The sequence below is a fragment of the Serratia sp. SM04 genome (assembly GCF_040280225.1).
GTDB classification, from domain to species: Bacteria; Pseudomonadota; Gammaproteobacteria; order Enterobacterales; family Enterobacteriaceae; genus Serratia; species Serratia sarumanii.
Window position 1 is genome coordinate 454,936 of sequence record NZ_JBEOQT010000001.1, and the last position, 23,675, is coordinate 478,610.

At 61.6% G+C, this 23,675-nt stretch carries 22 protein-coding genes and 1 other RNA gene; 10 read left to right on the forward strand and 13 right to left on the reverse strand.

Annotation, left to right across the window (positions count from 1 at the left end):
- The 9 genes from ulaD to ABTW55_RS02065 form a co-directional block, all read right to left on the reverse strand.
- Positions 1-657: a 3-keto-L-gulonate-6-phosphate decarboxylase UlaD gene (ulaD, locus tag ABTW55_RS02025; protein WP_033649415.1), complete on the reverse strand. Its 657-nt coding sequence runs from the start codon at positions 655-657 to the stop codon at positions 1-3.
- Positions 654-2,144: an FGGY-family carbohydrate kinase gene (locus ABTW55_RS02030; protein WP_060422094.1), complete on the reverse strand. Its 1,491-nt coding sequence runs from the start codon at positions 2,142-2,144 to the stop codon at positions 654-656. The genes ulaD and ABTW55_RS02030 overlap by 4 nt, the downstream gene beginning before the upstream one ends.
- Positions 2,144-3,439 carry an MFS transporter gene (locus tag ABTW55_RS02035; RefSeq protein WP_033654042.1) on the reverse strand — a complete coding sequence of 432 codons (1,296 nt, stop codon included), beginning with the start codon at positions 3,437-3,439 and terminating at the stop codon, positions 2,144-2,146. The genes ABTW55_RS02030 and ABTW55_RS02035 overlap by 1 nt, the downstream gene beginning before the upstream one ends.
- A 126-nt stretch (positions 3,440-3,565) precedes the next feature.
- A complete protein-coding gene (locus ABTW55_RS02040) occupies positions 3,566-4,036 on the reverse strand; it encodes a YhcH/YjgK/YiaL family protein (protein ID WP_049212569.1) in 471 nt (156 codons plus the stop codon).
- A 13-nt stretch (positions 4,037-4,049) separates the two neighbouring features.
- Entirely contained in the window at positions 4,050-5,048 is a 999-nt protein-coding gene (gene yiaK, locus ABTW55_RS02045; RefSeq protein ID WP_033654044.1) for a 3-dehydro-L-gulonate 2-dehydrogenase, read from the reverse strand.
- Positions 5,049-5,304: 256 nt separating this feature from the next.
- Positions 5,305-6,171, reverse strand: a complete 867-nt coding sequence (locus ABTW55_RS02050) for an SMP-30/gluconolactonase/LRE family protein (protein ID WP_049212572.1) — start codon at positions 6,169-6,171, stop codon at positions 5,305-5,307.
- The gene (locus ABTW55_RS02055) at positions 6,168-7,268 is read right to left on the reverse strand and encodes a substrate-binding domain-containing protein (RefSeq protein ID WP_060422097.1); all 1,101 of its coding nucleotides are present in this window, start codon (positions 7,266-7,268) and stop codon (positions 6,168-6,170) included. The genes ABTW55_RS02050 and ABTW55_RS02055 overlap by 4 nt, the downstream gene beginning before the upstream one ends.
- A gap of 14 nt (positions 7,269-7,282) precedes the next feature.
- Positions 7,283-8,365, reverse strand: coding sequence for an ABC transporter permease (locus tag ABTW55_RS02060; protein WP_016930014.1), 1,083 nt, complete (start codon positions 8,363-8,365; stop codon positions 7,283-7,285).
- Positions 8,358-9,911 (reverse strand): sugar ABC transporter ATP-binding protein, encoded by a 1,554-nt coding sequence (locus ABTW55_RS02065; protein ID WP_060422099.1) that lies wholly within the window; start codon positions 9,909-9,911, stop codon positions 8,358-8,360. The genes ABTW55_RS02060 and ABTW55_RS02065 overlap by 8 nt, the downstream gene beginning before the upstream one ends.
- A gap of 374 nt (positions 9,912-10,285) precedes the next feature.
- Between ABTW55_RS02065 and ABTW55_RS02070 the strand changes: the two genes are divergently transcribed.
- From ABTW55_RS02070 to ABTW55_RS02080, 3 genes are all read left to right on the forward strand, one after another.
- Positions 10,286-11,104 (forward strand): IclR family transcriptional regulator, encoded by an 819-nt coding sequence (locus ABTW55_RS02070; RefSeq protein ID WP_033649427.1) that lies wholly within the window; start codon positions 10,286-10,288, stop codon positions 11,102-11,104.
- A 125-nt stretch (positions 11,105-11,229) separates the two neighbouring features.
- A complete protein-coding gene (gene argO, locus ABTW55_RS02075; protein ID WP_025304159.1) occupies positions 11,230-11,847 on the forward strand; it encodes an arginine exporter ArgO in 618 nt (205 codons plus the stop codon).
- Between the two features lie 121 nt (positions 11,848-11,968).
- Positions 11,969-12,700 (forward strand): oxidative stress defense protein, encoded by a 732-nt coding sequence (locus ABTW55_RS02080; RefSeq protein ID WP_025160209.1) that lies wholly within the window; start codon positions 11,969-11,971, stop codon positions 12,698-12,700.
- A gap of 48 nt (positions 12,701-12,748) precedes the next feature.
- On the opposite strand, the gene ABTW55_RS02085 is transcribed toward ABTW55_RS02080, so the two are convergent.
- Positions 12,749-13,642 carry a LysR family transcriptional regulator ArgP gene (locus ABTW55_RS02085; RefSeq protein WP_033635863.1) on the reverse strand — a complete coding sequence of 298 codons (894 nt, stop codon included), beginning with the start codon at positions 13,640-13,642 and terminating at the stop codon, positions 12,749-12,751.
- A gap of 204 nt (positions 13,643-13,846) precedes the next feature.
- Here ABTW55_RS02085 and rpiA point away from each other — a divergent pair, with 204 nt between their 5' ends.
- Positions 13,847-14,503, forward strand: a complete 657-nt coding sequence (gene rpiA / locus ABTW55_RS02090) for a ribose-5-phosphate isomerase RpiA (RefSeq protein WP_025304157.1) — start codon at positions 13,847-13,849, stop codon at positions 14,501-14,503.
- A 292-nt stretch (positions 14,504-14,795) separates the two neighbouring features.
- The gene (gene serA / locus ABTW55_RS02095; protein WP_025304156.1) at positions 14,796-16,034 is read left to right on the forward strand and encodes a phosphoglycerate dehydrogenase; all 1,239 of its coding nucleotides are present in this window, start codon (positions 14,796-14,798) and stop codon (positions 16,032-16,034) included.
- Positions 16,035-16,082: 48 nt separating this feature from the next.
- On the opposite strand, the gene ABTW55_RS02100 is transcribed toward serA, so the two are convergent.
- From ABTW55_RS02100 to zapA, 3 genes are all read right to left on the reverse strand, one after another.
- Positions 16,083-16,691 carry a 5-formyltetrahydrofolate cyclo-ligase gene (locus ABTW55_RS02100; RefSeq protein WP_060388362.1) on the reverse strand — a complete coding sequence of 203 codons (609 nt, stop codon included), beginning with the start codon at positions 16,689-16,691 and terminating at the stop codon, positions 16,083-16,085.
- 53 nt (positions 16,692-16,744) lie between these two features.
- Positions 16,745-16,927, reverse strand: a non-coding RNA gene (gene ssrS / locus ABTW55_RS02105) — 6S RNA.
- Positions 16,928-16,967: 40 nt separating this feature from the next.
- Positions 16,968-17,297, reverse strand: coding sequence for a cell division protein ZapA (gene zapA, locus ABTW55_RS02110; RefSeq protein ID WP_004931621.1), 330 nt, complete (start codon positions 17,295-17,297; stop codon positions 16,968-16,970).
- 319 nt (positions 17,298-17,616) lie between these two features.
- On the opposite strand from zapA, the gene ABTW55_RS02115 reads away from it, so the two are divergent.
- The 5 genes from ABTW55_RS02115 to gcvT all read left to right on the forward strand — a co-directional run bounded on the left by ABTW55_RS02115 (position 17,617) and on the right by gcvT (position 23,635).
- Complete coding sequence (locus tag ABTW55_RS02115) at positions 17,617-18,195, forward strand: YecA family protein (RefSeq protein ID WP_060422102.1); 579 nt, start codon at positions 17,617-17,619, stop codon at positions 18,193-18,195.
- 55 nt (positions 18,196-18,250) lie between these two features.
- Complete coding sequence (gene pepP, locus ABTW55_RS02120; protein ID WP_060422104.1) at positions 18,251-19,567, forward strand: Xaa-Pro aminopeptidase; 1,317 nt, start codon at positions 18,251-18,253, stop codon at positions 19,565-19,567.
- A 1-nt stretch (position 19,568) separates the two neighbouring features.
- Positions 19,569-20,747, forward strand: a complete 1,179-nt coding sequence (gene ubiH, locus ABTW55_RS02125; RefSeq protein WP_060422107.1) for a 2-octaprenyl-6-methoxyphenyl hydroxylase — start codon at positions 19,569-19,571, stop codon at positions 20,745-20,747.
- An 80-nt stretch (positions 20,748-20,827) separates the two neighbouring features.
- The gene (gene ubiI, locus ABTW55_RS02130) at positions 20,828-22,030 is read left to right on the forward strand and encodes an FAD-dependent 2-octaprenylphenol hydroxylase (protein WP_060422110.1); all 1,203 of its coding nucleotides are present in this window, start codon (positions 20,828-20,830) and stop codon (positions 22,028-22,030) included.
- A 507-nt stretch (positions 22,031-22,537) separates the two neighbouring features.
- A complete protein-coding gene (gene gcvT / locus ABTW55_RS02135) occupies positions 22,538-23,635 on the forward strand; it encodes a glycine cleavage system aminomethyltransferase GcvT (protein WP_049232314.1) in 1,098 nt (365 codons plus the stop codon).
- Positions 23,636-23,675: the final 40 nt, after the last annotated feature.

Consider the following 23,675-nt stretch of genomic DNA (forward strand, 5'->3'; position numbering starts at 1 on the left):
TCATGATCTCCAGATGTCATCGATGGCGGTGCGGAACTGCCTGGCGGCCGCCGGCGGATCCCCGGCTTCGGCCAACGCGCGGCCGGCGATAAAGGCGGTGACGGCGATCTCTTTAAACAGCGGCAGGTCTGCGGGCGTAATGCCGCCGGTCACCGACAGTTCGATGCCCAGATCGGACAGCGCCTTCATCCGATCCAGATCCTGCCGGCCCCAGGTTTGCCCGCTGGCCTGCGCGTCGCGGCCGCGGTGATAGATCGCCTGGCGAATGCCGAGGCCGCGCCATTGCCGTGCATCCTCCAATGTCCAGCGGCCGAACAGTTCGATCTGGATTTCACCGCCGTGACGCTCGGCGACCTCCCGCGCGCTGGCCATGGTGGCCAATGGCGCGGCGCAGATCACCGTCATCCAGTCCGCGCCCTGGCCGAAAGCCTGCTCGGCCAGCGTCGCGCCGGCGTCGGCCACCTTGAGATCGGCCACCAGCGTGTGCTGCGGGCAGCGCTCGCGCAGCGCGCTAACCGCCTGAATGCCGGCGCTGATGCACAAAATGGTACCGGCCTCGATGATGTCCACATGGGGGCTGAGGGTCTCGGCGGTGCGCAGCGCCGTATCCAAACGGGTTTGATCGAGCGCCAACTGCAGGCGCGGTTTCGTGCTCATGGAGCCTCCTTGTTGGCGGGCTGCAGATTTTGCAATGCAGCAATCAGTGCCTGATAACGTTGGTGTTTGTTGTCGTAAGCTTCAGCGGCGGCCGCATCTGGCAGCAGCCGCTCGATACGCGGCGCCAGCCGGTGCTGGGCGGCGGTGAAATCGTTGAAGGCGCCGCTGCCGACCATGGCCGCCATCGCCGCGCCCAGACAGCCGGTTTCTTCCACCTGCGGCAGCTCCACCGGCAGGCCGCTGACGTCGGCGAACATTTGCATCCAGGGGAGGGATTTGGCAGGGCCGCCGGTCACGCGCAGCGCCTGCGTCTCAGGGAAACGCCGGCGCATGCGGTTAAGGTGCGTCATGTGGCAGAACACCACGCCCTCGTAGATCGCCTGCACCAGGTGCTCGCGCTGGTGGAAGGCCTGCAGGCCGTAGAAGCTGGCGCTCAGCCCCAGGCCGGCGTTGGATCCGTACAGGAAAGGGGCGAACAGCAGATCGCCGGCGGCTTTCGGCAGGGCGGCGACCCAGCGGTTAAGCTGGCCGTAGTCCTGCAGCCCCCATTGGCGACAGAACCATTCCAGGTTGGCGGCAGACGTGGGGCTGGCTTCATGCACGATGTATTGGCCGCTTTCGGCGTGGCGGCCATAGACAAAGGGATGATCGAAACCCTCGACGATGGCGTCGGTGATGCCGCTGGTGACTGACCAGGTTCCCATCACCGCATTGAGCCGGGTTTCGTCCTGCAGGCCGGCGCACAGCGCGGTGGACACCACGTCGAACAGCCCGCCGACCACCGGGGTGCCGGTTTGCAGGCCGGTGATGGCCGCGGCGTTTGCCGCGACGCGCCCGGCGATATCGGCCGAACCGACAATCGTCGGCAGGGCGGGCATGATGTCGCCGATACCCAGCAGCTGCGCCAGCGCCGGGTCATAGCGTCCGCTGCGCATCAGATACAGGTTGGATTCGGAGATATTGGTTTCTTCGCAGGCCAGCTCGCCGGTCAGGCAATAGCGCAGGTAGTCGTGCGCCATCAGCACGCTGCCGATGCGGGCGTAACGTTCCGGCTGATGCCGCTTCAGCCAACGCAGCAGCGAGACCGGGTGCCCGGTCCACAGCGTTTGGCGCGTTTGCGGATACAGCGCCTGCGGCACGCCCTGTCGCTGCCATTCCTGCACCAGCGCCAGCGCGCGCTGATCGGAAGAGAGCATGGCGTTGCCCAGCGGCTGCCCCTGCTTATCCAACAGAAATGCGCCCTTGCCCTGCGCCGAGATGCCGATGGCCTGGATGGCGCCGGCGGCGACGCCGCTGGCGGACAGCACTTCACGGATCACGTCGGCGGCGGTGCGCCACAGCGATGCCATATCGCGCTCGGCCCAGCCGGGCTGCGGCGCGACGATCGCCAGATTGCGCCGCGCAACGCCGTGTTCATGGCCCCGGCGGTCGTATAATCCCGCCTTGATGAAGGTGCCGCCGCAGTCGAGCCCCAGCCAATATTCCATCATTCGTTCCTCGCGCCGTGGTCGCATTTATTGGGCAGCATCAACGCCAGCACGGAGGCGATCGCCAGCGAAGCCGCCAGGCTGTAGACGCCGACGTCCTTGCTGAACAGGCTGATCAGGACGCCGACCATATACGGGCCGCAAAAGCCGCCGAGGTTGCCCAGCGCATTGATCACGCCGCGCGCGCCGCCGGCCACTTCGGCGTTGAACAATTTGGGCGGGATGGTCCAGAACACCCCGGCTGCCGCCTGAATAAACACGCCGCAGCCGACCAGCGCAGCGTAAGACCACCAGACGTGATCCTTCAGCAGCACCGACAGCGCCATGCAGGCAGCAAAGCAGGCCAGCGGCAGGGCGACGAAGACTTTGCGCTTGCCGGTGCGATCGGAGAGGGTGGAGATGATCAGCATGCCGAAGATGGCGCCGATATAGGGTAGGATAGCGAGCAGGCCCACTTGCTCCATATCGCCGTGGGTCAGCCCTTTCAAAATGGTCGGCAGCCACAGGGTGTAGCCGTAGATACCGGTCTGGTAGAAGAAATTCACCAGGATCAACTGCCACATGATCCGGTCGCCCAGCACCCGGCGCAGCGAGGCGTTGCGCACCGTTTTTCCTTTAATCAGCAGCTGTTCGTCGTGCAGGGTCTTCACCAGATACTCTTTTTCCGCCTGCGAGATCCATTTGGCTTCCTGCGGCCGGTTGCTGATGGTGAAGTACCACAGTGCCATCACCACCAGCGACAGAGCCCCCTCCACCAGGAACAGCATGCGCCAGTCCCAGGCGGTGATGATCCAACCCGACAGCGGGGCGGTGAGGATGCCGGCGATCGGTACGAACATGATGACGATGGCGTTGGCGCGGCCGCGCTCCTTATCCGGGAACCAGTTGCTGATCATGGTCAGCACCACCGGCAGCATGCCGCCTTCGGAAACGCCGAGGGCGAAGCGCAGGAACAGCAGCTGGTATTGGTTGGTGACCAGGCCGGTCAGCACCGAGATCACCGCCCAGGCCAACAGTGACCAGCCGATGAATTTCTTGCCGTTGCCGTATACCGCCAGCTTGCCGCCGGGCACCTGCAGAAACAGGTAACCGATGAAGAAAATGCCGCCGGCCAGCCCGGCCATCGAGGCGGTGATGCCGAGTTCGTCATCCATGCCGCCGGGCATGGCGAAGGCGATATTGACCCGGTCCATGTAAGAAATGATGCAGGTGATGAGGATCGGCGGCACGATCCTCAGCCAGCGGAGCTTGGGTATCGCCTGGCTTTGGCTGACGGAAACGGAGGCTGTATTCATAAGGACCTCTTTCGATGTTCGCTTTTTTGTAGGGTCGGGCGTTATTGTTTTGCTTGGTTTGGGCGCAAGGGCGCCCGCACAGGCCCCATGGACCGGTGTTGTTATCGTTACGGGTGTTGCGGCCGATCAGGCGCTAAACGACGCCAGCGGTATCTTCACCACCACCTTGCGTATCGCGCTGGGGCGCTGGTTAATGCAGGCCGGGCGATGCACGTCCTGCGGAAAAAATACCGCGAAGTTGCCGGGTTGCATCGTGAGCCAGGATTCGTCGGCCACGTCCTGATAAAACAGGATGTCGCGCTGCGCCAGCAGCTCCTGATGAACGACGTTGTCGCCGCTGTCCGCCGCTACGCCGATAAGCTCGGTGCCGCTGACCAGAAACTGCACGTCGACGTTTTGCCTATGCACTTCCGGGCGCAGCGCATCCGGTGGTTGGGTATGCAGATCCAGCACTTGCACCACGTAGCCGGTGGCGGGATCTTCATAACGCCCTGCGGGCAAGACGCTGAAATCGGTGCGTTGCAGATAGGCGACGGCGTTGGCGACCGGCGTCGGATACTGCTCGGGCGCGGTGTTGGCGATGTGGCCGAATATCATGATGATCCTCCCGTTATAGCGCCTGAATGCGCGCCCAGACTCGTTCGTCAATCGGAATGCCGTCGCGCAGGTTTTCTTCCAGAATGCGCGGGAACTTGTGGCCCGGCAGGCGAATGGCGACGTCGGGATTGTCCCGTTCGGCGCTGGTGACGTAGTCCATGATGCGCTGCAGTTTTTGATCGCGGCTGTCGCCGTCGATCAACCGGTCTATCTCAATCGCGATGAACACCTGGGAGACGCCGTATTCGTCGCGGTGATCTTCCGTCACTTCCGCCACCGAGGCGCCGCCGGACAGCAGGGTAGCGATCATGTCCAGCACGATCGACAGCGCCGATCCTTTCCAATACCCCATCGGCAAAATGCGCCGGTTCTCTTCGATGGTGGCCGGATCGCGGGTCAGGTGGCCGTCGTTGTCGAAGCCGCCGTCCACCGGCAGGGTTTTACCCGCCAGCCGGTTCAGCTCCAGCGCGCCGTAGGAAAACATCGACATCGACATATCCACCATGGTGATCGGGTTGCCGGGCACGGCGACGATCAGCGGGTTGGTGCCGATACGGCACGTTTTGGCGCCCCACGGCGGCATCACGGCGATCGAGTTGGTCCAGCAAATGCCGATATAGCCTTTCTCCGCCGCCTGCCAGCCGTAACCGCCGCCGCGCATCCAGTGGTTGGCGTTGCGCAGCGCCACCAGGCCGATGCCATGATCGTCGGCTAATTGCATGGCGCGATCCATCATGCGGCGGGCGGTAAGGTTGCCGATGCCCTGGTGCGCATCCCATTGCTCGATCGCCCCCAGAGACAACAGTTTGCTGGGTTCGGCGTCCGGCACGATATCGCCGGCGTCCAACTGCTGAATAAAGCGCGGAAAGCGGTTAACGCCGTGGGAGTAAACGCCGCTGGCGGTGGTGTCGGCGAACATGCCGGCGCAGTCGTCGGCGGTGTGTTCCGCCACGCCGCGCGCCAGCAGCACGCGTTTGAATTGCTGTTTTAACTCGCTGTAACTCACTCTCATGCCGGTTCTCCGCCTGTGCGAATCGTCTGTTTTTGGTTCGCTAAATTTCAATATACGAAATTGCATTTCAAATAAATGCTATCCCGGCGGTTCAGGGAAGTCAAAGCAAGAGGGAGTAAAATTATTCATGAAAAACATGACGTTAAAATTGAGTGGTGGTTTTGTGATCGCCGCCACGTTTTGGTGGGAATGACGTGCTTCAGACGCGACAAAGCAGGGCGGATCGAAACCCACCCTGCGTCTTGCGAGGCCCCGGCTAACCGCGGGTGTTCAGCACCATGCGGTAGAGCGAGGTGGTGGCGGTGATATAGAGCTCATCGCCGTTCGGGCCGCCGAAGGTACAATTGGAGACGCGTTCCGGCACGCTGATTTTGTCGATCTGTCGCCCCTGTGGATCAAAGACCAGCACGCCGTCGGCGCAGCTGCAAAACAGATTGCCGGCCCGATCGACGCAGAAGCCGTCCGGGAAACCGGGCTCCACCGTCGCGAAACGGCGGCCGGCTTCCAGCTCGCGGCCGTTGACCGCATAGACGCGCAGCTCGCGGCGGCCCAGCGTCGGAAAATCCACGATCGACATGTCCGCAACGTACAGCCATTTTTCATCCGGTGAAAACGCCAGGCCGTTCGGGCGCTGCAGGTCGCAGGCGGCGATGGTCAGCGAACCGTCGCGCGGATCGAAGCTGTAGAGATAACAGCCGATCACCTGGCTTTCCGATTTGTAACCCTCTTCGTCGCCGATGATGCCGTAGGGCGGATCGGTGAACCATAGGGTGCCGTCGGAGCGCACCGCCACGTCGTTCGGCGAATTAAAGCGCTTGCCGTCGACGCGGTCGATCAACAGGCGTACCTCGCCATCGCTTTCGGTGCGGCTAATGCCGCGCCGCCCGTGTTCGCAGCTGATCACGCGCCCCTCGCCGTCGCGCGCATTGCCGTTGGCGTAGTGAGACGGCGAGCGGTATAGGCTTAGCTCACCCCGGCGCGACCAGCGGAACATGCGATTGCCTTTCACGTCGCTGAACACCACCGCATCCTCCTGCGGCAGCCACACCGGCCCCTCGGCCCAGATCGCCGGCGAACACAGGCGCTCGAGCCGGGCGTGCGTGCGCAATGAATCGCCGTTCACTTCACGCCCCAGATTGCTTTGTAATGGCCCTGATAATCGTTTTGCGGGTCATACAGGTTATTGGCGCCGCCGTCGGCGGCGATATTGTCGCGGGTGACCAGATGCGCCGGGGTGACGTAGCCGGAAGGCGGCTGCTTGGCGAAGGCGCGGTTGAATTCGTCCAGCAGTTGCCAACCGTGCAGCTTCAAGGGTTCCGGCACCGTCGCCGACTGGCTGTCGCCCGAGCGGATACGCTGGTAAGCGGAGATTGAACCGTCGCCGGCCGATACGTTGTAAGGTGCGTTCTTGCCGCCTTTGCCGGCGGTCTTCAGCGCCGGCGCCATAAAGTCGAAGTACAGATCGTTGATCGCCAGCGCATATTGGAATTTGTCGCCGTACTTCTGCAGCAGGCTGAAGGTCATCGCCGGCATGCGGTTGGCGGTATCGGCCAGCGGCGTGTCGATGAATTCCAGCAGCGTGCAGCCGCTGCATTTGGCGATCTCTTCTTTCATGACGTTGGCCTTGTCCAAGGCGATTTGGTACAGCGAGTCGGTGAAGATCAGCACGCTCGCCTTGCCGCCGGACTGCACCACCGCGTATTGCGCGGCGATGCGCGCCACTTCGTTGGAGTCCGACGTGACGTTATAGAACACGTTGTATTTGGCGATGGGGCCCGGTTCCGGCACCGCATGCCAGGCGGTCAGCACGATACCCTGCTGCACGGCCTTTTTCAGCGGGATCTTGGCGACGTTAGGGTTCCAGCCGCCGATCACGATGCCGTCCGGTTTCTGGGCGATGGCCTGATTGAGCGATGCCAGCTGATCTTTCACCGAGCCGCCGCCGTCGAGCGTTTCCAGCTTCCAGCCGGCGGCTTTCGCCGCTTCGCTCAACCCCTGTTGCACCCCTTGCACGCCGCCGTTCTTCATGTCGGAGGCGATAAAAATGATCTTCTTGTTGGCCTGCAGCTGCGGGCCGCTGGTGGGGCCGTCCCACTGGGTGGCGCTGGCGGTGGCCTTCGCGACGGCGGCGGTGGCCTGATCGAGATAGGCGTCGGCCCAGGCCGGCGATGCGGCGAGCAATAATGTGGTGAACCCCGGTAACAGCCAAATGCGTTTCATGGTGTGCTCCTGGTTTAAGGGTGGGTCGCTGTCTGATTGTTGTTGTCAGCCGGCGTCGCCTGGCTGCGTTGTACCGCTTTCTGATTGAGCAGCCGGCGGCGTTGGGCATAGCCGGCCAGGGTGATCGACAGCAACAGCGTCGCGCCGTTGAACAGCGGCTCGACCCAGAATTCACCGCCGAACTGCTGAATGCCGGCGATGCCGATAGCCAGAATGGCGATGCCGACCACGGTGCCCCAGACGTTGACGCGCCCAGGGCGAATGGTGGTGCTGCCGAGGAAGGCGCCGACCAGCGCCGGCAGCAGATAGTCCATGCCGACGCTGGCCTGGCCGACGCCCTGTTCGGCGGCGATCAACACGCCGCTGAAACCGGTGAGCACGCTGGAGGCGATGAAAGCGCCGATGGTGAAGCGGTTGACCGAGATGCCGTTCAGGCGCGCCGCCGCCGGGTTGCCGCCCACCGCATACATGCAGCGGCCGAGCGGGGTATGTTCGGTGATGAGCCACAGCACCACCGCGACGATCAGCACGTAAAACGCCACGATCGGAATGCCGGCGATCTCGGTGTGGTGCAGCGCGATAAAGGCATCCGGCAAGTCGCCGACGATCTGCCGCCCGCCGGAGTGCCACAGGGCAATGGCGTACAGCACGGTGCCGGAGCCGAGAGTGGCGACGAAGCTGTCGATATCGGCCAGCGCCACCAGAATGCCGTTCAGCAACCCGTACAGCGCCGAGATCGCCAGCACCGTCAGCACCGCCATCTGCCAGGAGAAGCCGTATTCCACCTGCAGCGTGATCGCCAGGATATGCCACAACACAATGCCGAAACCGACGTTAAGATCGATCTTGCCCACGATCATCGGGATGGTCGCCGCCAGCGCCAACAGGGCGATTTTGGCCTTGCTCGACAGGATCGCCTGCAGCGTCAGCATCGATGCGAAGGAGGGGGTGAGCAGTGAGAACAGCACGACCAGCGCGATGCACAGCAGCAGCAGGCCATAGCGGGTAAGAACCTGCATCAGCCAGGGGCCGGCGCCGTCCTGCGCCAGACTGACGCGCTGCTCCAGCGCGGTTGATTTAACGGATGTTTTAGACATGGCCTACCTCGGATTCTGACGTGATTGCGACGCTTTCCCCGGTGCTGGCAGAGGCCAGCTCCAATAAATTGGCGAATGACACCTGCTGATTTTTCAGCTCGCCGACCACTTTCCCACGGTTGAACACCAGTGCGCGGTTGCAAATATGGGCGATCTCCTCGAAATCGTTGGAGATCACCAGCACCGCCACGCCTTCCACCAGGGATTTATTCAGCAGGTGGTAGATTTCCGCTCGTGCGCCGACGTCCACGCCGGCGGTGGGATCTTCCAGGATCAGCAGCGGCGCTCCCAGGTGCATCCAGCGCGCCATCACCACCTTTTGCTGGTTGCCGCCGGACAGTGCGCTGATATCGATATTGACGTCCTTGGGGCGCACGTCGAATAGCTGCACTTTCCACCAACTGGCGCCGATCTCCGCTCGCCGCCCGTAGCGGGAGAGCAGCCGGTGGCCGCTGGCGCAGGGATTGATAAACAGGTTTTCACGCACGCTCATCGACATCACCAGGCTTTCGCCGGTGCGATCGCCCGCCACCAGCGAAACGCCGCACGCCATCGCCTGCTGCGGGGAGCTCGCCTGATAGGGCCGATCGCGAAACCGAATCGCGCCGCCGTCGGCCTGACGCAACCCGAACAGCAGCCGGCCAATCTCTTCTTGCCCGGCCCCGCGCAGGCCGGCCAGTGCCAGCATCTCGCCCGGCTGCAAATCGAAGCTCACCGGGCCGATGTCGCCTACCGTGACGCTATCGAGCTGCAGCACCGGCGGACGATGTTCCGGTAGCGGTTCGCGCTGATCGTCCGCCATCGCTTCACCGACGATGGTTTGCACCAGATCCCGCAGCGAGTAGTCGGCGGTGCGGCCGCCGGCGACATAGCGCCCGTCGCGCATTACGCAGACCCGATCGGCGATTTCGATCACTTCGTCCAGGCGGTGGGTGACATAAATCATGCCGACCTTTTTGGCGCGCAGCCGGTTGATCACGGCGAACAGATGGCGCACGTCGTTGGCGGGCAGGGAGGCGGTCGGTTCATCCAGCACCAGCAGCTCGGCGTTGACCGCCACCGCGCGGGCGATCGCCAGCAGCGATTTTTCGGTGCGCGACAGTTCGAAGACGCGCGCATCGGGATCGAGCGCGATACCGACGTCGTGCAGCGCCTGCGCCGCCCGGCGGCGAATGGCGCGCCAGTCGATCAACCCAAAGCGGCGGGGAAACCCCATCACCAGCGCCATGTTCTCCGCCACCGTCATCCATTCAATCAGGCCGAGATCCTGATGAATAAAGGCGATCGGCTGGCGGCTGGCGCTTTTTATCGCGGCGGCGGAGGCGATGCTTGCGCCCTGAAAACGAATATCGCCGCCGTCGCGCGGGTAGACGCCCGCCAGCACTTTGATCAGCGTCGATTTGCCGGCGCCGTTTTCGCCCAGTAGCGCCAGAACCTCGCCCGGCATCACCTGCAGGCTGACGTCGTTGACCGCCACGTTGCCGCCAAATCGCTTGACGATGTGGCTGAGGGTAAGGATGGGTTGTGCCGCATTATCGATAGTCATGTGATGCGCCCCTGGTGTTGTGCCCATGCGACGATGCCGGGCAAATCAGCTAAACCGCTGGTGAGTATCTGGTCTTTAAATTTCAATATGCGAAATTCAATTTCAAAAATAATATGACGTTCGTTGCGCTAAATCAAAGGCGATTAGGTTTTAATTGTTTTTATTAAACAATTGGTTATTTTTTGCTTTGCGGAAGTGTGACCGATGGCTCACTTCAATGCGGGGGAAATATTGCGGATTTTTGGCCCGCTGCGGACAATGAAACGGCGTTCCGTCTTCACGTGATGCAGGCCTTGGGGTAACATGCCCGGCAAAGAGCCTGCTGACTTCGCCGCAGCGCCGGTTGGCGGTTCGACACTGGAGAGATTTTCGCTATGAGCCTGAAAGCCGTCGACGAGAAAGATGACAAGAAAGACAAACCGCTGGGCAGCCAAAGCCTGTTCCGCGGTTTGCAGTTGATTGAGATCCTGAGCAATTTCCCCAATGGATGCCCACTGGCGCATCTGTCCGAGCTGGCCGGCATGAACAAGAGCACGGTGCACCGCTTGCTGCAGGGGTTACACACCAGCGGCTATGTGACCCAGGCGCCGTCGCCGGGCAGCTACCGCCTGACCACCAAGTTCATTTCCATCGGCCAGAAGGCGCTGTCGTCACTCAATATCATTCACGTGGCCGCGCCGCATTTGGAACAGCTGAACCTGGAAGTGGGTGAGACGGTCAACTTCTCCAGCCGCGAAGACGACCACGTCATTCTGATCTACAAGCTGGAGCCGACCACCGGCATGATGCGCACCCGCGCCTATATCGGCCAGCATATGCCGCTGTACTGTTCGGCGATGGGTAAAATCTTCATGGCCTACGGCAACGACGATTACCCGGCCCACTACTGGCAGAGCCATCAGCAGGAGATTCAGACGCTGACGCGCAATACCATCACCGAGCTGCCGAAAATGTATGAGGAACTGGCCGATATTCGCCAGCGCGGTATGGCGATGGATCGCGAAGAAAACGAGCTGGGGGTCTCCTGCGTGGCGGCGCCGGTATTCGATATTCAACAGCGCGTGCCCTATGCGGTGTCTGTTTCTCTGCCGACCGCCAAGCTGCAGCAAATCGGCGTCAAAAGCCTGATTAAACCGGTGCTGGCCACTGCGCAACGCATCTCGCAGGAGCTGGGGTTCGTCACACCGATTTAAGTATTAGCATCTCTGATACTGGATTAGAAACATCAATTTCACCTAATGATCGCTTCCTCGTATGATGCGCGTGTTGACCGACACGCGCCCTCGTCCGGCGCCTTTTATCATCCGAGGAATCTCCCATGTTAGCCGTCTTCCTGCAGGGTTTTGCCCTGAGCGCCGCCATGATCTTGCCGCTGGGCCCGCAGAACGTATTCGTGATGAATCAGGGCATTCGCCGCCAGTATCATTTGATGATCGCCTCGCTGTGCGCGTTGAGCGATATCGTGCTGATCTGCGCCGGTATTTTCGGCGGCAGCGCGTTGCTGACCCGCTCGCCGCTGCTGCTGGCGCTGGTCACCTGGGGCGGGGTGGCGTTTCTGCTGTGGTACGGCTGGGGCGCGTTCCGTTCCGCCTTCAGCCCGCAACCGGCGCAGGCCGCGGCGCAGGAGCTGGCGCAGAGCCGCTGGCGCCTCGTGGTCACCATGCTGGCGGTTACCTGGCTGAACCCGCACGTTTATCTGGATACCTTTGTGGTGCTCGGCAGCCTGGGCGGGCAGCTGACGGCGGACGTGCGCTCCTGGTTCGCGCTCGGCGCGGTCAGCGCGTCGGCGGTGTGGTTCTTCGGGCTGGCGCTGCTGGCCTCCTGGCTGGCGCCGTGGCTGAACACCCAGCGGGCGCAGCGCATCATCAACGCGCTGGTCGGGCTGGTGATGTGGGGCATCGCGCTGCAGCTGGCCTGGCAGGGGGCAAATTTATAAGAATTTGCCACTAATCCGAATTCAAAACGCCGCGCGATATGCTACGTTTGATGCCAGGAATCCGGCGGTTCTCACAGGGAAAAGCCGGCGATCAGAGACAGCCTGTCATTAAGGAGACACTGTGAAGCTAAAAGCATTGGCTATGGCCGCAATGGTCGGATTAGGGACGTTACCGATGGCGCTGCAGGCGGCCGAAGTGCCTGAAGGGCCGCACGTCGTCACCTCCGGCACCGCCAGCGTGGACGCCACGCCGGATATCGCCACCCTGGCGATCGAAGTGAGCGTTTCCTCCAAAGACGCTGCCCAGGCGAAGAAGCAGGTGGACGAGCGCGTAGCGCAGTACTTTGATTTCCTGCAGAAAAATAACATCGAGAAGAAAGACATCAGCGCCGCCAACCTGCGCACCCAGCCGGAGTACGACTACCTGAAAACCGGCGAGTCGGTGCTGAAGGGCTACCGGGCGGTGCGTCAGGTGCAGGTAACCCTGCGTCAGTTGGACAAGCTGAACGAGCTGCTGGACGGCGCGCTGAAATCCGGCCTGAACGAGATCCGCGCGGTGGAGCTGGGCGTCGCCAAGCCGGACGTGTATCGCGAGCAGGCGCGGCAAAAAGCGATCGAGAACGCGACTCAGCAGGCCGAATCCCTGGCCAAAGGCTTCCACGCCAAGCTGGGGCCGGTGTACAGCATTCGCTACCGGGTCGCCAACTACCAACCGATGCCGGTGGCGCGGATGTATAAGGCGGCGGGTGCGGCGGCGGAAAGCGACGCGGCGCAAACCTATGAGCAGCAAAGCATTCACTTCGACGATCAGGTGGATGTGGTGTTCGAGCTGCAGCGCAACGCCGCGCAGTAAGGTGTTCGTATTGAAGAAAAGGTTCGCTGCGGCGAACCTTTTTTCGTTTTAATCCTGGCGCAGCACCTGGTGGCCGTGTTCCAGCAGCGCGTCGGTCACTTTGCGCATCATGCGGCTTTCCGGCGCGAAGCGGTGCCAGTACAGCATGCGGCGCTGATACAGCCCCGGCGTCAGATCGATCAGCTCACCGGATGCCAGCTCTTTTTCGATCTGCAGATGCGGGATCATACAGCAGGTGGTGCCCTGACGCGCCAGCTGCACGAAGGCTTCCGACGAGTTCACGATATGGCAGGGCACGCTGCCCGGCGACAGATCGAAGTTCTGCTGCAGGAACGCCTGGTGCATGTCGTCGAGATGATCGAAGGCCACCGCCGGCGCTTTCAGCAGCGCGGAGCGGGTGACGCCGCTCGGGAAATAGCGCTCGGCGAAGGCGCTGGAGGCCACGAACAGGTAATCCAGCGCCCCCAGCCGATCCACCAGGCAGCTCGGCAGCGGCTGCGGCTGAATACTCACCGCGCCCACCACCTCACCGCGGCGCAGCCGCTCCTGGGTGCGGGTTTCATCTTCCACCTGCAGATTCAGGCGAATGGGGGAATCCGCCAGCACCGGCTTCAGCGCCGGCAGCAGCCAGGTTGCCAGACTGTCGGCGTTGACCGCCAGCGACAGCAGCAGCGGCGTATCGACGCCGGTGTCGTTGCCCAGCCACTCTTCTTCCAGCAATTCCACCTGATGCAGCAGCGCCAGCAGCTTTTGCCCTTGTTCGGTCGGGCGCGGCGGCACGGTACGGACCAGCAGCGGTTGGCCGAACAGGTTTTCCAGCTGTTTGATGCGTTGGGATACCGCCGATTGCGTGATGCAGAGTTTTTGAGCGGCGCGCTCGAAGCCGCGCTCACGGATCACCGCGTCCAGCGCTTGCAGCGTACGATAGTCTGGGCGTTTCATCGGAAAGATATCCCTTAAATTAGAATGATACCGGCACTATGCCACATTTTGCGCGCGGCGCAGGTGGAAAAATCACGCCCCCGTCTCGCCGCTAAGCGGCTAAAAATGCGGGCTGCGGCAAATAAGTGTGATCCTGCCGGCGTGAAAAACAGCGTTTTACCCTATAATACGCACACGTTTTCGTACAGAGGCAAGGGACATATTATGACGCAGGATGAACTGAAAAAAGCGGTGGGCTGGGCAGCGCTGGAATACGTGACGCCGGGCACCATCGTCGGGGTCGGCACCGGTTCTACCGCCGCCCACTTTATTGACGCGCTGGGCTCCATCAAGCACCAGATCGAAGGCGCGGTGTCCAGCTCCGACGCCTCCACCGCCAAGCTGAAAAGCCTCGGCATCCATGTGTTCGACAGCAATGAAGTGGACTCGCTCGATATTTATGTAGACGGCGCGGACGAAATCAACGGCCATATGCAGATGATCAAAGGCGGTGGCGCGGCGTTGACGCGCGAGAAGATCATCGCCGCCATCGCCAAGAAATTTATCTGCATCGTCGACGCCAGCAAGCAAGTGGACGTGCTGGGCAAGTTCCCGCTGCCGGTGGAAGTGATCCCGATGGCTCGCTCTTACGTGGCGCGTGAGCTGGTGAAACTCGGCGGCCTGCCGGAGTATCGCCAAAACGTGGTGACCGACAACGGCAACGTGATCCTCGATGTGCATAACTTGAGCATCACCGACGCCATCGCGCTGGAGAACAAGATCAACGGCATCGCCGGCGTGGTGACCGTGGGGCTGTTCGCCAACCGCGGCGCGGACGTGGCGCTGGTCGGCACCCCGGAAGGCGTGAAAGTGGTCAAATAAACCTCCGCCGTTTGTGGCCCGGTAGTGCCGGGCCGCATAATTCTTCGGTTAAAATATCTTTTCTGAAAAACGGCAAATTTGGTGACTTATGTCACATTGTGAAAACTGACTCCCCAAAGCTTCTGCCGAAAACTTTCCCTATGGCATTTTCTGCCGTAAACCGCCATCAACGCTGCGCCTTGTCCTGCTGGGCAGGCAATCGTTTGTATTGCCGCCCGCGTTATTTTTGTTATGTTGGATGGGAGCTGTGTCGTCACAGCCGCTTCTGAAGTCTGAACATAGGGTCGGGTAAATGGCAAAAGTATCATTGGAGAAAGACAGGATTAAATTCCTGTTGGTGGAAGGGGTTCATCAGAGCACGGTCGATAATTTACGTGCCGCCGGTTATACCAACATCGAATACCACAAGGGTGCGTTAGACACCGAATCGCTGAAGGCATCCATCCGCGATGCGCACTTCGTCGGCATCCGATCGCGTACGCATCTGACCGAAGAGGTGTTCGCCGCCGCAGAAAAACTGGTGGCGGTGGGCTGCTTCTGCATCGGCACCAACCAGGTTGATCTGAAAGCGGCGACCAAGCGCGGTATTCCGGTCTTCAACGCCCCGTTCTCCAATACCCGATCCGTGGCCGAAATGGTGCTGGGCGAGCTGCTGTTGATGCTGCGCGGCATTCCGGCCGCCAACGCCAAGGCGCACCGCGGCGTGTGGCACAAACTGGCCGTGGGCTCCTACGAGGCGCGCGGCAAAAAGCTGGGCATCATCGGCTACGGCCACATCGGCACCCAGCTGGGCATTCTGGCCGAAGGGCTGGGCATGAAGGTGTTCTTCTACGACATCGAGAACAAGCTGCCGTTAGGTAACGCGCAGCAGGTGCGTCATCTGTCCGATCTGCTCAATATGAGCGACGTGGTGACGCTGCACGTGCCGGAAACGCTTGCCACCAAGAACATGATGGGGGCGGAAGAGCTGGCGCTGATGAAACCGGGCGCCATTCTGATCAACGCCTCGCGCGGCACCGTGGTGGATATTCCCGCGCTGTGCGACGCGCTGGCCAGCAATCACCTGGCGGGCGCGGCGATCGACGTCTTCCCGGAAGAACCGGCGACCAACAGCGATCCGTTCAACTCGCCGCTGTGTGAGTTCGACAACGTGCTGCTGACGCCGCACATCGGCGGCTCCACCCAGGAAGCGCAGGAGAATATCGGCGACGAAGTGGCCGGCAAGCTGGCGAAATACTCCGACAACGGGTCGACCCTGTCCGCCGTCAACTTCCCGGAAGTGTCGCTGCCGGCGCATGGCCCGAACGCCAGCCGCCTGCTGCACATCCACGAAAACCGCCCGGGCGTGCTGACGCAGATTAACCAGATCTTCGCCGAAGAGGGGGTTAACATCGCCGCACAGTATCTGCAAACCGGGCCGGAAATCGGCTACGTGGTGATCGACATCGAAGCGGAAACCGCACGCGCCGACGCCGCGCTGCAGCGCATGAAGGCCATCGACGGCACCATTCGCGCCCGTCTGCTGTTCTGATTCGGCGGCTCGCCGCAACGAAAAAGGCCGGAGCGATCCGGCCTTTTGCTATTTGGGCTCGTGCCACGCCCAGCTGCAGAGCGGGGTGAGGATTTCCGGCAGCGGGATATCCCAGTGCTCGATCGGCAGGTGCTCCACCTGCTGGCAATCATGGGCCAGGCCGATAGGATAGGGGCCGCCGCTGCGCCAGTTTTGCAGGGTGCGATCGTAAAAGCCGCCGCCCATGCCCAGACGCTGCCCGGTATGATCGAACGCCACCAGCGGCGTCAGCACGACGTCCAGCTCGCCCAGCGGCAGCACCTGGCGCACATCGAGGCGCGGTTCGAGAATATTGAAGCGATTGCGCACCAGCGGCGTTTCCGGCGCATAACGCAGGAACAGCAGGTGGCCAGGGCTGAACGGGTGCAGCACCGGCAGGTAAACCCGTTTGCCGAGCGTCCACAGTTGCTCGATCAGCGGCCCGGTGTCGAGTTCACCGTCAAACGACAGGAATACCGCGATGCTGTGCGCCGCCTTAATGTGCGTATGCGCGACGAGGCGCTCGGCTATCTTGTCTGCGGCAAAGCGTTGCTGGCCCGGCGTAAGCTCGCGCCGACGTTGGCGTATGAGTTGACGAATGGCTTGGCGCTGCTGCGCGAATTGAGGTTGAAAAGGCATCGTATCAGGCTTGCTCAGTGTGGCGTTCGGCACACATAAACCGCTGAGAAGGGGGAATCTCCGAGATGCCGTCGCAGGCTGTAACCCTTGAACCCATGGTTCAAGGTGAACGTGCCGTCGCAATCTTAAGGCTTCTCGGCGCACCGAGCGTGCTCACCGATCGCGGAGCAACACATTCTGTTTGTACTAAATATCGGCTCAGGGGACTGGCCCGCTGGCGAACATCTCAGAGAAATTTTGTACTCGTTGCCGAAACTGTGATTTCAACAACTTAAGTTATTCGAATTGTGCATCCTGACGTTCAGAGATGCGACCTTGTTCAAGCAACGCTTGTTCAATGGTCTGCTGCAGCATCCGTATGCGTTGTTCCATATTGGACGCATAGTCACGGGTTTTCAACCGTTCTTGAGCAAGTTCGTGACAGACGTTCAATGCCGCGATGAAAACCAGTTGCTCAGTATTGGAGACTCTAGTGCGAACTTTAAGATCTTGCAACCGTTGGTTAAGATCGTCCGCCGCCATATTCAACGCATCTTGTTGTTCTGGCGGGCAATTGACTCTTAACGAGCGGCCAAAAATTTGAATATCTACCGGTTGTGCAGACATGCCACCTTCCTGCCTAAATTTCGCGCCAGCCTTGTCCGCCCTGGCCGGGCCGTCAAAGCGGGCGCCACTATATATACCTCGGTACCAAGATACAACCCCTTTTTCAGTACCTGGTTGTAATCTACTGTGGCGCACATTGCCAGTCAAAAAAGGGTTTCAAAATGCGTATTTACCGCACTTTCGCCACCCGACGGCGCAGTGTGAAACCTGCCACATCGCGATTATAACTAGCCACTGAGGTGTCGCGCTTATCTGGTATAGCGACGGACCTTGGTGGTAGCATAACACGAACTTATCCTGCCAACGATGACGAATGCGCATGTCTATACAGAATACATTTCCAAGTTACCAATCTTTGACCGTGGCCCTCAACCAGCAGTCGGTGGCGCTGACCGCGGCAGAAATGCACGGCCTGATCAGCGGCCTGCTGTGCGGCGGCAGCCGTGATGCCGGCTGGCAGGCGCTGGTGCACGATCTGACCAACGAAGGCGTTGCCTTCCCGCAGGCGCTCAGCCAACCGCTGCAACAGCTGTATGAAGTGACGCGCGAAACGCTGGAAGACGACGAATTCCTGTTCCAACTGATGTTGCCGGAAGGGGAAGCCATCAGCGTGTTCGATCGCGCCGACGCGCTGGCCGGTTGGGTCAACCACTTCCTGCTCGGGCTGGGCATGATGCAGCCCAAGTTGGCCCAGGTGAAAGACGAAGTCGGTGAAGCGATCGACGATCTGCGCAACATCGCGCAGCTGGGCTACGACGAAGACGAAGATCAGGAAGAATTGGAGCAGTCGCTGGAAGAAGTGGCGGAGTATGTGCGGGTTGCCGCCATCATGTGCTACGGCGAATTCACCCGTCACAAGCCAACGGCGCCGGAAAACATCAAACCGACGTTGCACTAAACGTCCTATCGGCCCTCCGCCGGCGATGCGGATGGCATGATTTCAGGAGAAGGTAATGACTCAGCAGGAATTCAACAACCGCCGTCAGGCGCTGTTGGCGAAAATGGCGCCGGCCAGCGCGGCGGTTATTTTCTCTGCGCCGGAAACGACGCGCAGTGCAGATTCAGACTATCCCTATCGGCAGAACAGCGACTTTTGGTACCTGACCGGCTTCAATGAGCCGGAAGCGGTGCTGGTGCTGATCAAAAGCGACGAAACGCACAACCACAGCGTGCTGTTCAACCGGGTGCGCGATCTGACGGCGGAAATCTGGTTTGGCCGCCGCCTGGGGCAAGACGCCGCGCCGGCGAAGCTGGGCGTGGATCGCGCGCTGCCGTTCGATGAAATCAATGACCAGCTGCACCTGCTGCTCAACGGCCTGGACGTGGTCTACCACGCGCAGGGTGAATACGCCTACGCCGATCAGATCCTGTTCGGCGCGTTGGACAAGCTGCGCAAGGGGTTCCGCCAGAACCTGCAGGCGCCGGCCACCGTTACCGACTGGCGGCCGTGGCTGCATGACATGCGCCTGTTCAAATCGCCGGAAGAGTTGGCGGTGATGCGTCGCGCCGGTGAGATCAGCGCGCTGGCGCACACCCGCGCGATGGAAAAATGCCGCCCGGGCATGTTCGAATACCAGCTGGAAGCGGAGATTCACCATGAATTCACCCGCCTCGGCGCCCGCTACCCCTCTTACAACACCATCGTCGGCAGCGGCGAAAACGGCTGTATCCTGCATTACACCGAGAACGAGAGCCAGATGCGCGACGGCGATCTGGTGCTGATCGACGCCGGTTGTGAGTACCAAGGGTATGCAGGCGACATCACCCGCACCTTCCCGGTCAACGGCAAGTTCAGCAAGCCGCAGCGCGCGGTGTACGACATCGTGCTGGCGTCGCTGCAGCGCGCTTTGGAACTGTTTAAACCCGGTACCAGCATCCGCGAAGTCAACGACGAAGTGGTGCGCATCATGGTGGTCGGGCTGGTGGAACTGGGCGTATTGAAAGGTGAAGTCGATCAGTTGATCGCCGAGCAGGCGCACCGGCAGTTCTTCATGCACGGGCTGAGCCACTGGCTGGGCCTCGACGTGCACGACGTCGGCCACTACGGCACGCCGAGCCGCGATCGGCTGCTGGAGCCGGACATGGTGCTGACCGTGGAACCGGGGCTGTACATTGCGCCGGATGCGGACGTGCCGGCGGAATACCGCGGCATCGGCATCCGCATCGAGGACGACATCGTGATCACCGCCGACGGCAATGAAAATCTGACCGCTACCGTAGTGAAAGACGCCGATGCCATCGAAGCGTTGATGGCGGCGGCAAGGTCATAAAATGAGCGTAATTATCGTTGGTGGCGGTATGGCGGGCGCGACGCTGGCGCTGGCTATCTCGTCGCTTACTCAGGGAAGAATGGCGGTGGATCTGGTCGAGGCGACTCGGCCGGATGACCGCAGCCATCCGGGCTTTGACGCCCGCGCCATTGCACTGGCGCAGGGCACCTGCCAACAGCTGGCGCGCATCGGCGTTTGGCCGGCGCTGCGCGACTGCGCTACGCCGATCGCTCAGGTGCACGTCAGCGATCGCGGCCACGCCGGTTTCGTGAATCTGCAGGCGCAGGATTATCAGGTCGATGCGCTTGGCCAGGTGATCGAACTGCATGACGCCGGGCAGCGGCTGTTTGCGCTGCTGGCGAAGGCGCCGGGCGTTACGCTGCACTGCCCCGCGCGGGTGGTGGACGTGATTCGCACCGCCGAGCGGGCGGAAGTACAACTGGATACCGGTTTGCGCCTGCGCGGGCAGCTGCTGGTGGCGGCCGACGGTTCGCGTTCGGCGCTGGCGCAGGCCTGCAACGTGCAGTGGCGGCAGGAGGACTATCCGCAGTTCGCCACCATCGCCAACGTCACCACGGCGGAAGATCCGCAGGGGCGCGCCTTCGAGCGCTTTACCCGCTACGGGCCGCTGGCGCTGCTGCCGATGTCGCAGGGGCGCAGTTCTTTGGTGTGGTGCCATGCGCGCGAAGATCGCGCCCGGGTGGATGCCTGGGACGACGAGCGTTTTATCGCCGAGCTGCAACAGGCCTTCGGCTGGCGGCTGGGGCGCATCCTCAAGGCCGGTAAACGGCACAGCTATCCGCTCAGCCTGCTGACCGCCGATCGCCATGTCAGCCATCGTCTGGCGCTGGTGGGCAACGCGGCGCAGACGCTGCATCCGATCGCCGGGCAGGGGTTCAACCTCGGTCTGCGCGACGTGATGTCGCTGGCGGAAACGCTGGCAGAAGCGGTGAACAGCGGCGAAGACGCCGGTGGTTATGCGCTGCTTAGCCGCTATCAGCAGCGGCGGCAAAACGATCAGCAGGCGACGATCGGCGTGACCGACGGATTGATCCGCCTGTTCGCCAACCGGTATGCCCCGCTGGTGGTCGGCCGCAACCTGGGGCTGATGGCGATGGAGCGTTTGCCGGCGGTGCGCGACGCCTTCGCCAAGCGCACGCTGGGCTGGGTGGAACGTTAGACACAGAATCGGGCGCCCTGTGGCGCGCCCAAAACGCGGCGCGGCAAGGCGTCGCGCGTTATTTAAGGAAATCGAGCAGCATGCAATCATTTGACGTGATTATCGCCGGTGGCGGTATGGTGGGGCTGGCGTTGGCCTGCGGCCTGCAGGGCAGCGGGCTGCGCGTGGCGGTGCTGGAGCAGCGCCAGCCGGACATGGCGCCGCCGTCGGAGCAGCCTGCGCTGCGGGTCTCCGCCATCAATGCCGCCAGCGAGCGTTTGCTGCAGCATATCGGCGTATGGGATGACATTCTCCAGCTGCGCGCCAGCGCTTATAACGCGATGGAAGTGTGGGATCGCGACAGCTTCGGCAAAATCGCCTTCCGCGGCGACGAGTGCGGCTTCAGCCATCTCGGCCACATCATCGAAAACTCGGTGATCCAGCAGGCGCTGTGGAAACGCGCCGAAAGCCTGTCGGACATCACGCTGATTACCCCGGCCGCGCTCAAGCAGGTGGCGTGGGGCGAGAACGACGCTTTCGTCACGCTGGAGGATGGCCGCATGCTGACCGCCCGCCTAATGATCGGCGCCGACGGCGCCCAGTCGTGGCTGCGCCAGCACGCCGACATTCCGCTTACCTTCTGGGATTACCGCCACCATGCGCTGGTCGCCACCATTCGCACCGAAGAGCCGCATCAGGCGACGGCGCGGCAAATTTTCCACGGCGACGGCATTCTGGCGTTCCTGCCGTTCAGCGATCCGCATTTGAGCTCCATCGTCTGGTCGGTGACGCCGGAAGACGCCGAGCGGCTCAAGCAGCTGGAACCGGCGCAGTTCAACCGCGAACTGGCGATGGCCTTCGACATGCGCCTGGGGGCTTGCAGCCTGGAAAGCGAACGGCTGGCGTTCCCGCTGACCGGCCGCTATGCGCGCAGTTTCGCCGCGCACCGCCTGGCGCTGGTGGGCGATGCAGCGCATACCGTGCATCCGTTGGCCGGGCAGGGCGTGAATCTGGGCTTTATGGACGCCGCCGAGCTGATTTCCGAACTGCGCCGCCTGCAGCGGCAGGGCAAGGATATCGGCCAGCACCTCTATCTGCGTCGCTATGAGCGCCGCCGCAAACATGGCGCGGCGGTAATGCTGGCCAGCATGCAGGGGTTCCGCGAACTGTTCGACGGCAACCACCCGGCCAAAAAGCTGCTGCGCGACGTGGGCCTACGGCTGGCGGATAGCCTGCCGGGCGTCAAGCCGAAGTTGGTGCGTCAGGCGATGGGCCTGAACGATCTGCCCGAGTGGCTTGCCTGACATCCTGCCTTCTGCGAGCCCTCCGCGGGCTCGCGCTTCTTGCCTTATGCCATCGTCTTTCCTTATATAACCCTTCATTTGAAATAATCTAATTTCAGCCGTTTTTTATCATTACTTTTTCTAATTCCATGTTCGGTTATCAAAAGTCGGAATCTCATGTGCGGCCGTCGGTTTGTTATATAACTTCGGAGTTTTGCCGCTTTAATTGTTAATTTTGTGCCTTAAAGCGCATTTTTCCAGTGAAAAACTCTGCACACTAGCCCGGCATTTTACCGCCCCGGAACGGCGATGAGCCTATTTTAACTTATGGTTAATGTGGTCGTTCGGTGATAAGTTCGAGGGAAAGGTATCGTTTGCGTCACGGCGGTTGCACGCAGTTTCCGCCCGTCCCGGCGCAGCATTTGTGTTGAGCAGTCAGTGCGCCATGGCGATCGGGCCGCGAGCCAGGCTCCGCCGCATTGCGTGGCAGCACCCTAACTTCTAGCGACGAGTGGAAAGAGGGAAAAGATGGCAAAGCAAACCCCACTGTACGACCAGCACGTGGCGTGCGGTGCGCGCATGGTAGACTTTCACGGCTGGATGATGCCGCTGCACTACGGCTCGCAGCTTGATGAGCACCACGCGGTGCGTCAGGATGCCGGCATGTTCGACGTGTCTCACATGACCATTGTGGATCTGCACGGCGCCCGCACCCGCGAGTTCCTGCGCTACCTGCTGGCGAACGACGTCGCCAAACTGACCCAACCCGGCAAAGCGCTGTACACCGGCATGCTGAATGCCTCCGGCGGCGTGATTGACGACCTGATCGTTTATTTCCTCACTGAAGACTATTTCCGCCTGGTGGTGAACTCCGCCACCCGCGACAAAGACCTGGCCTGGATCGAAGAGCACGCTGCGCCGTATGGCGTTGCGCTGACGGTGCGCGACGATCTGGCGTTGATCGCGGTGCAGGGCCCGCAGGCCAAAGAGCGCGCCGGCACGCTGTTCACCCCGGAACAAAAAAGCGCGGTTGAAGGCATGAAGCCATTCTTCGGCGTACAGGCCGGCGAGCTGTTCATCGCCACCACCGGTTACACCGGCGAGGCCGGTTATGAGATCGCGCTGCCAAAAGCGCAGGCGGCGGATTTCTGGCAAAAATTGCTGGCCGCGGGCGTCAAGCCGGCCGGTCTGGGCGCGCGCGACACGCTGCGTCTGGAAGCGGGCATGAACCTCTACGGGCAAGAGATGGACGAAGGCGTTTCGCCGCTGGCCGCCAACATGGGCTGGACCATCGCCTGGCAGCCGGAAGATCGCCGTTTCATCGGCCGCGAAGCGCTGGAACAACAGCGCGAGCAGGGTACCGAGCAACTGGTCGGCTTGATCATGACGGAAAAAGGCGTATTACGTAATGAGCTGCCGGTGCGTTTCACCGACGCGGCGGGACAAACTCACGAAGGCGTGATCACCAGCGGTTCGTTCTCTCCGACGCTGGGCTTCAGCATCGCGCTGGCGCGCGTGCCGGCGGGCATCGGCGAACAGGCCATCGTGCAGATCCGCAACCGTGAAATGCCGGTCAAAGTGACCAAGCCCGGTTTCGTTCGCGCCGGCAAGCCGCTGACAAATTGATTTTTTATTGATTGATTCTTTTATTTCTTCGAAGGAGTAA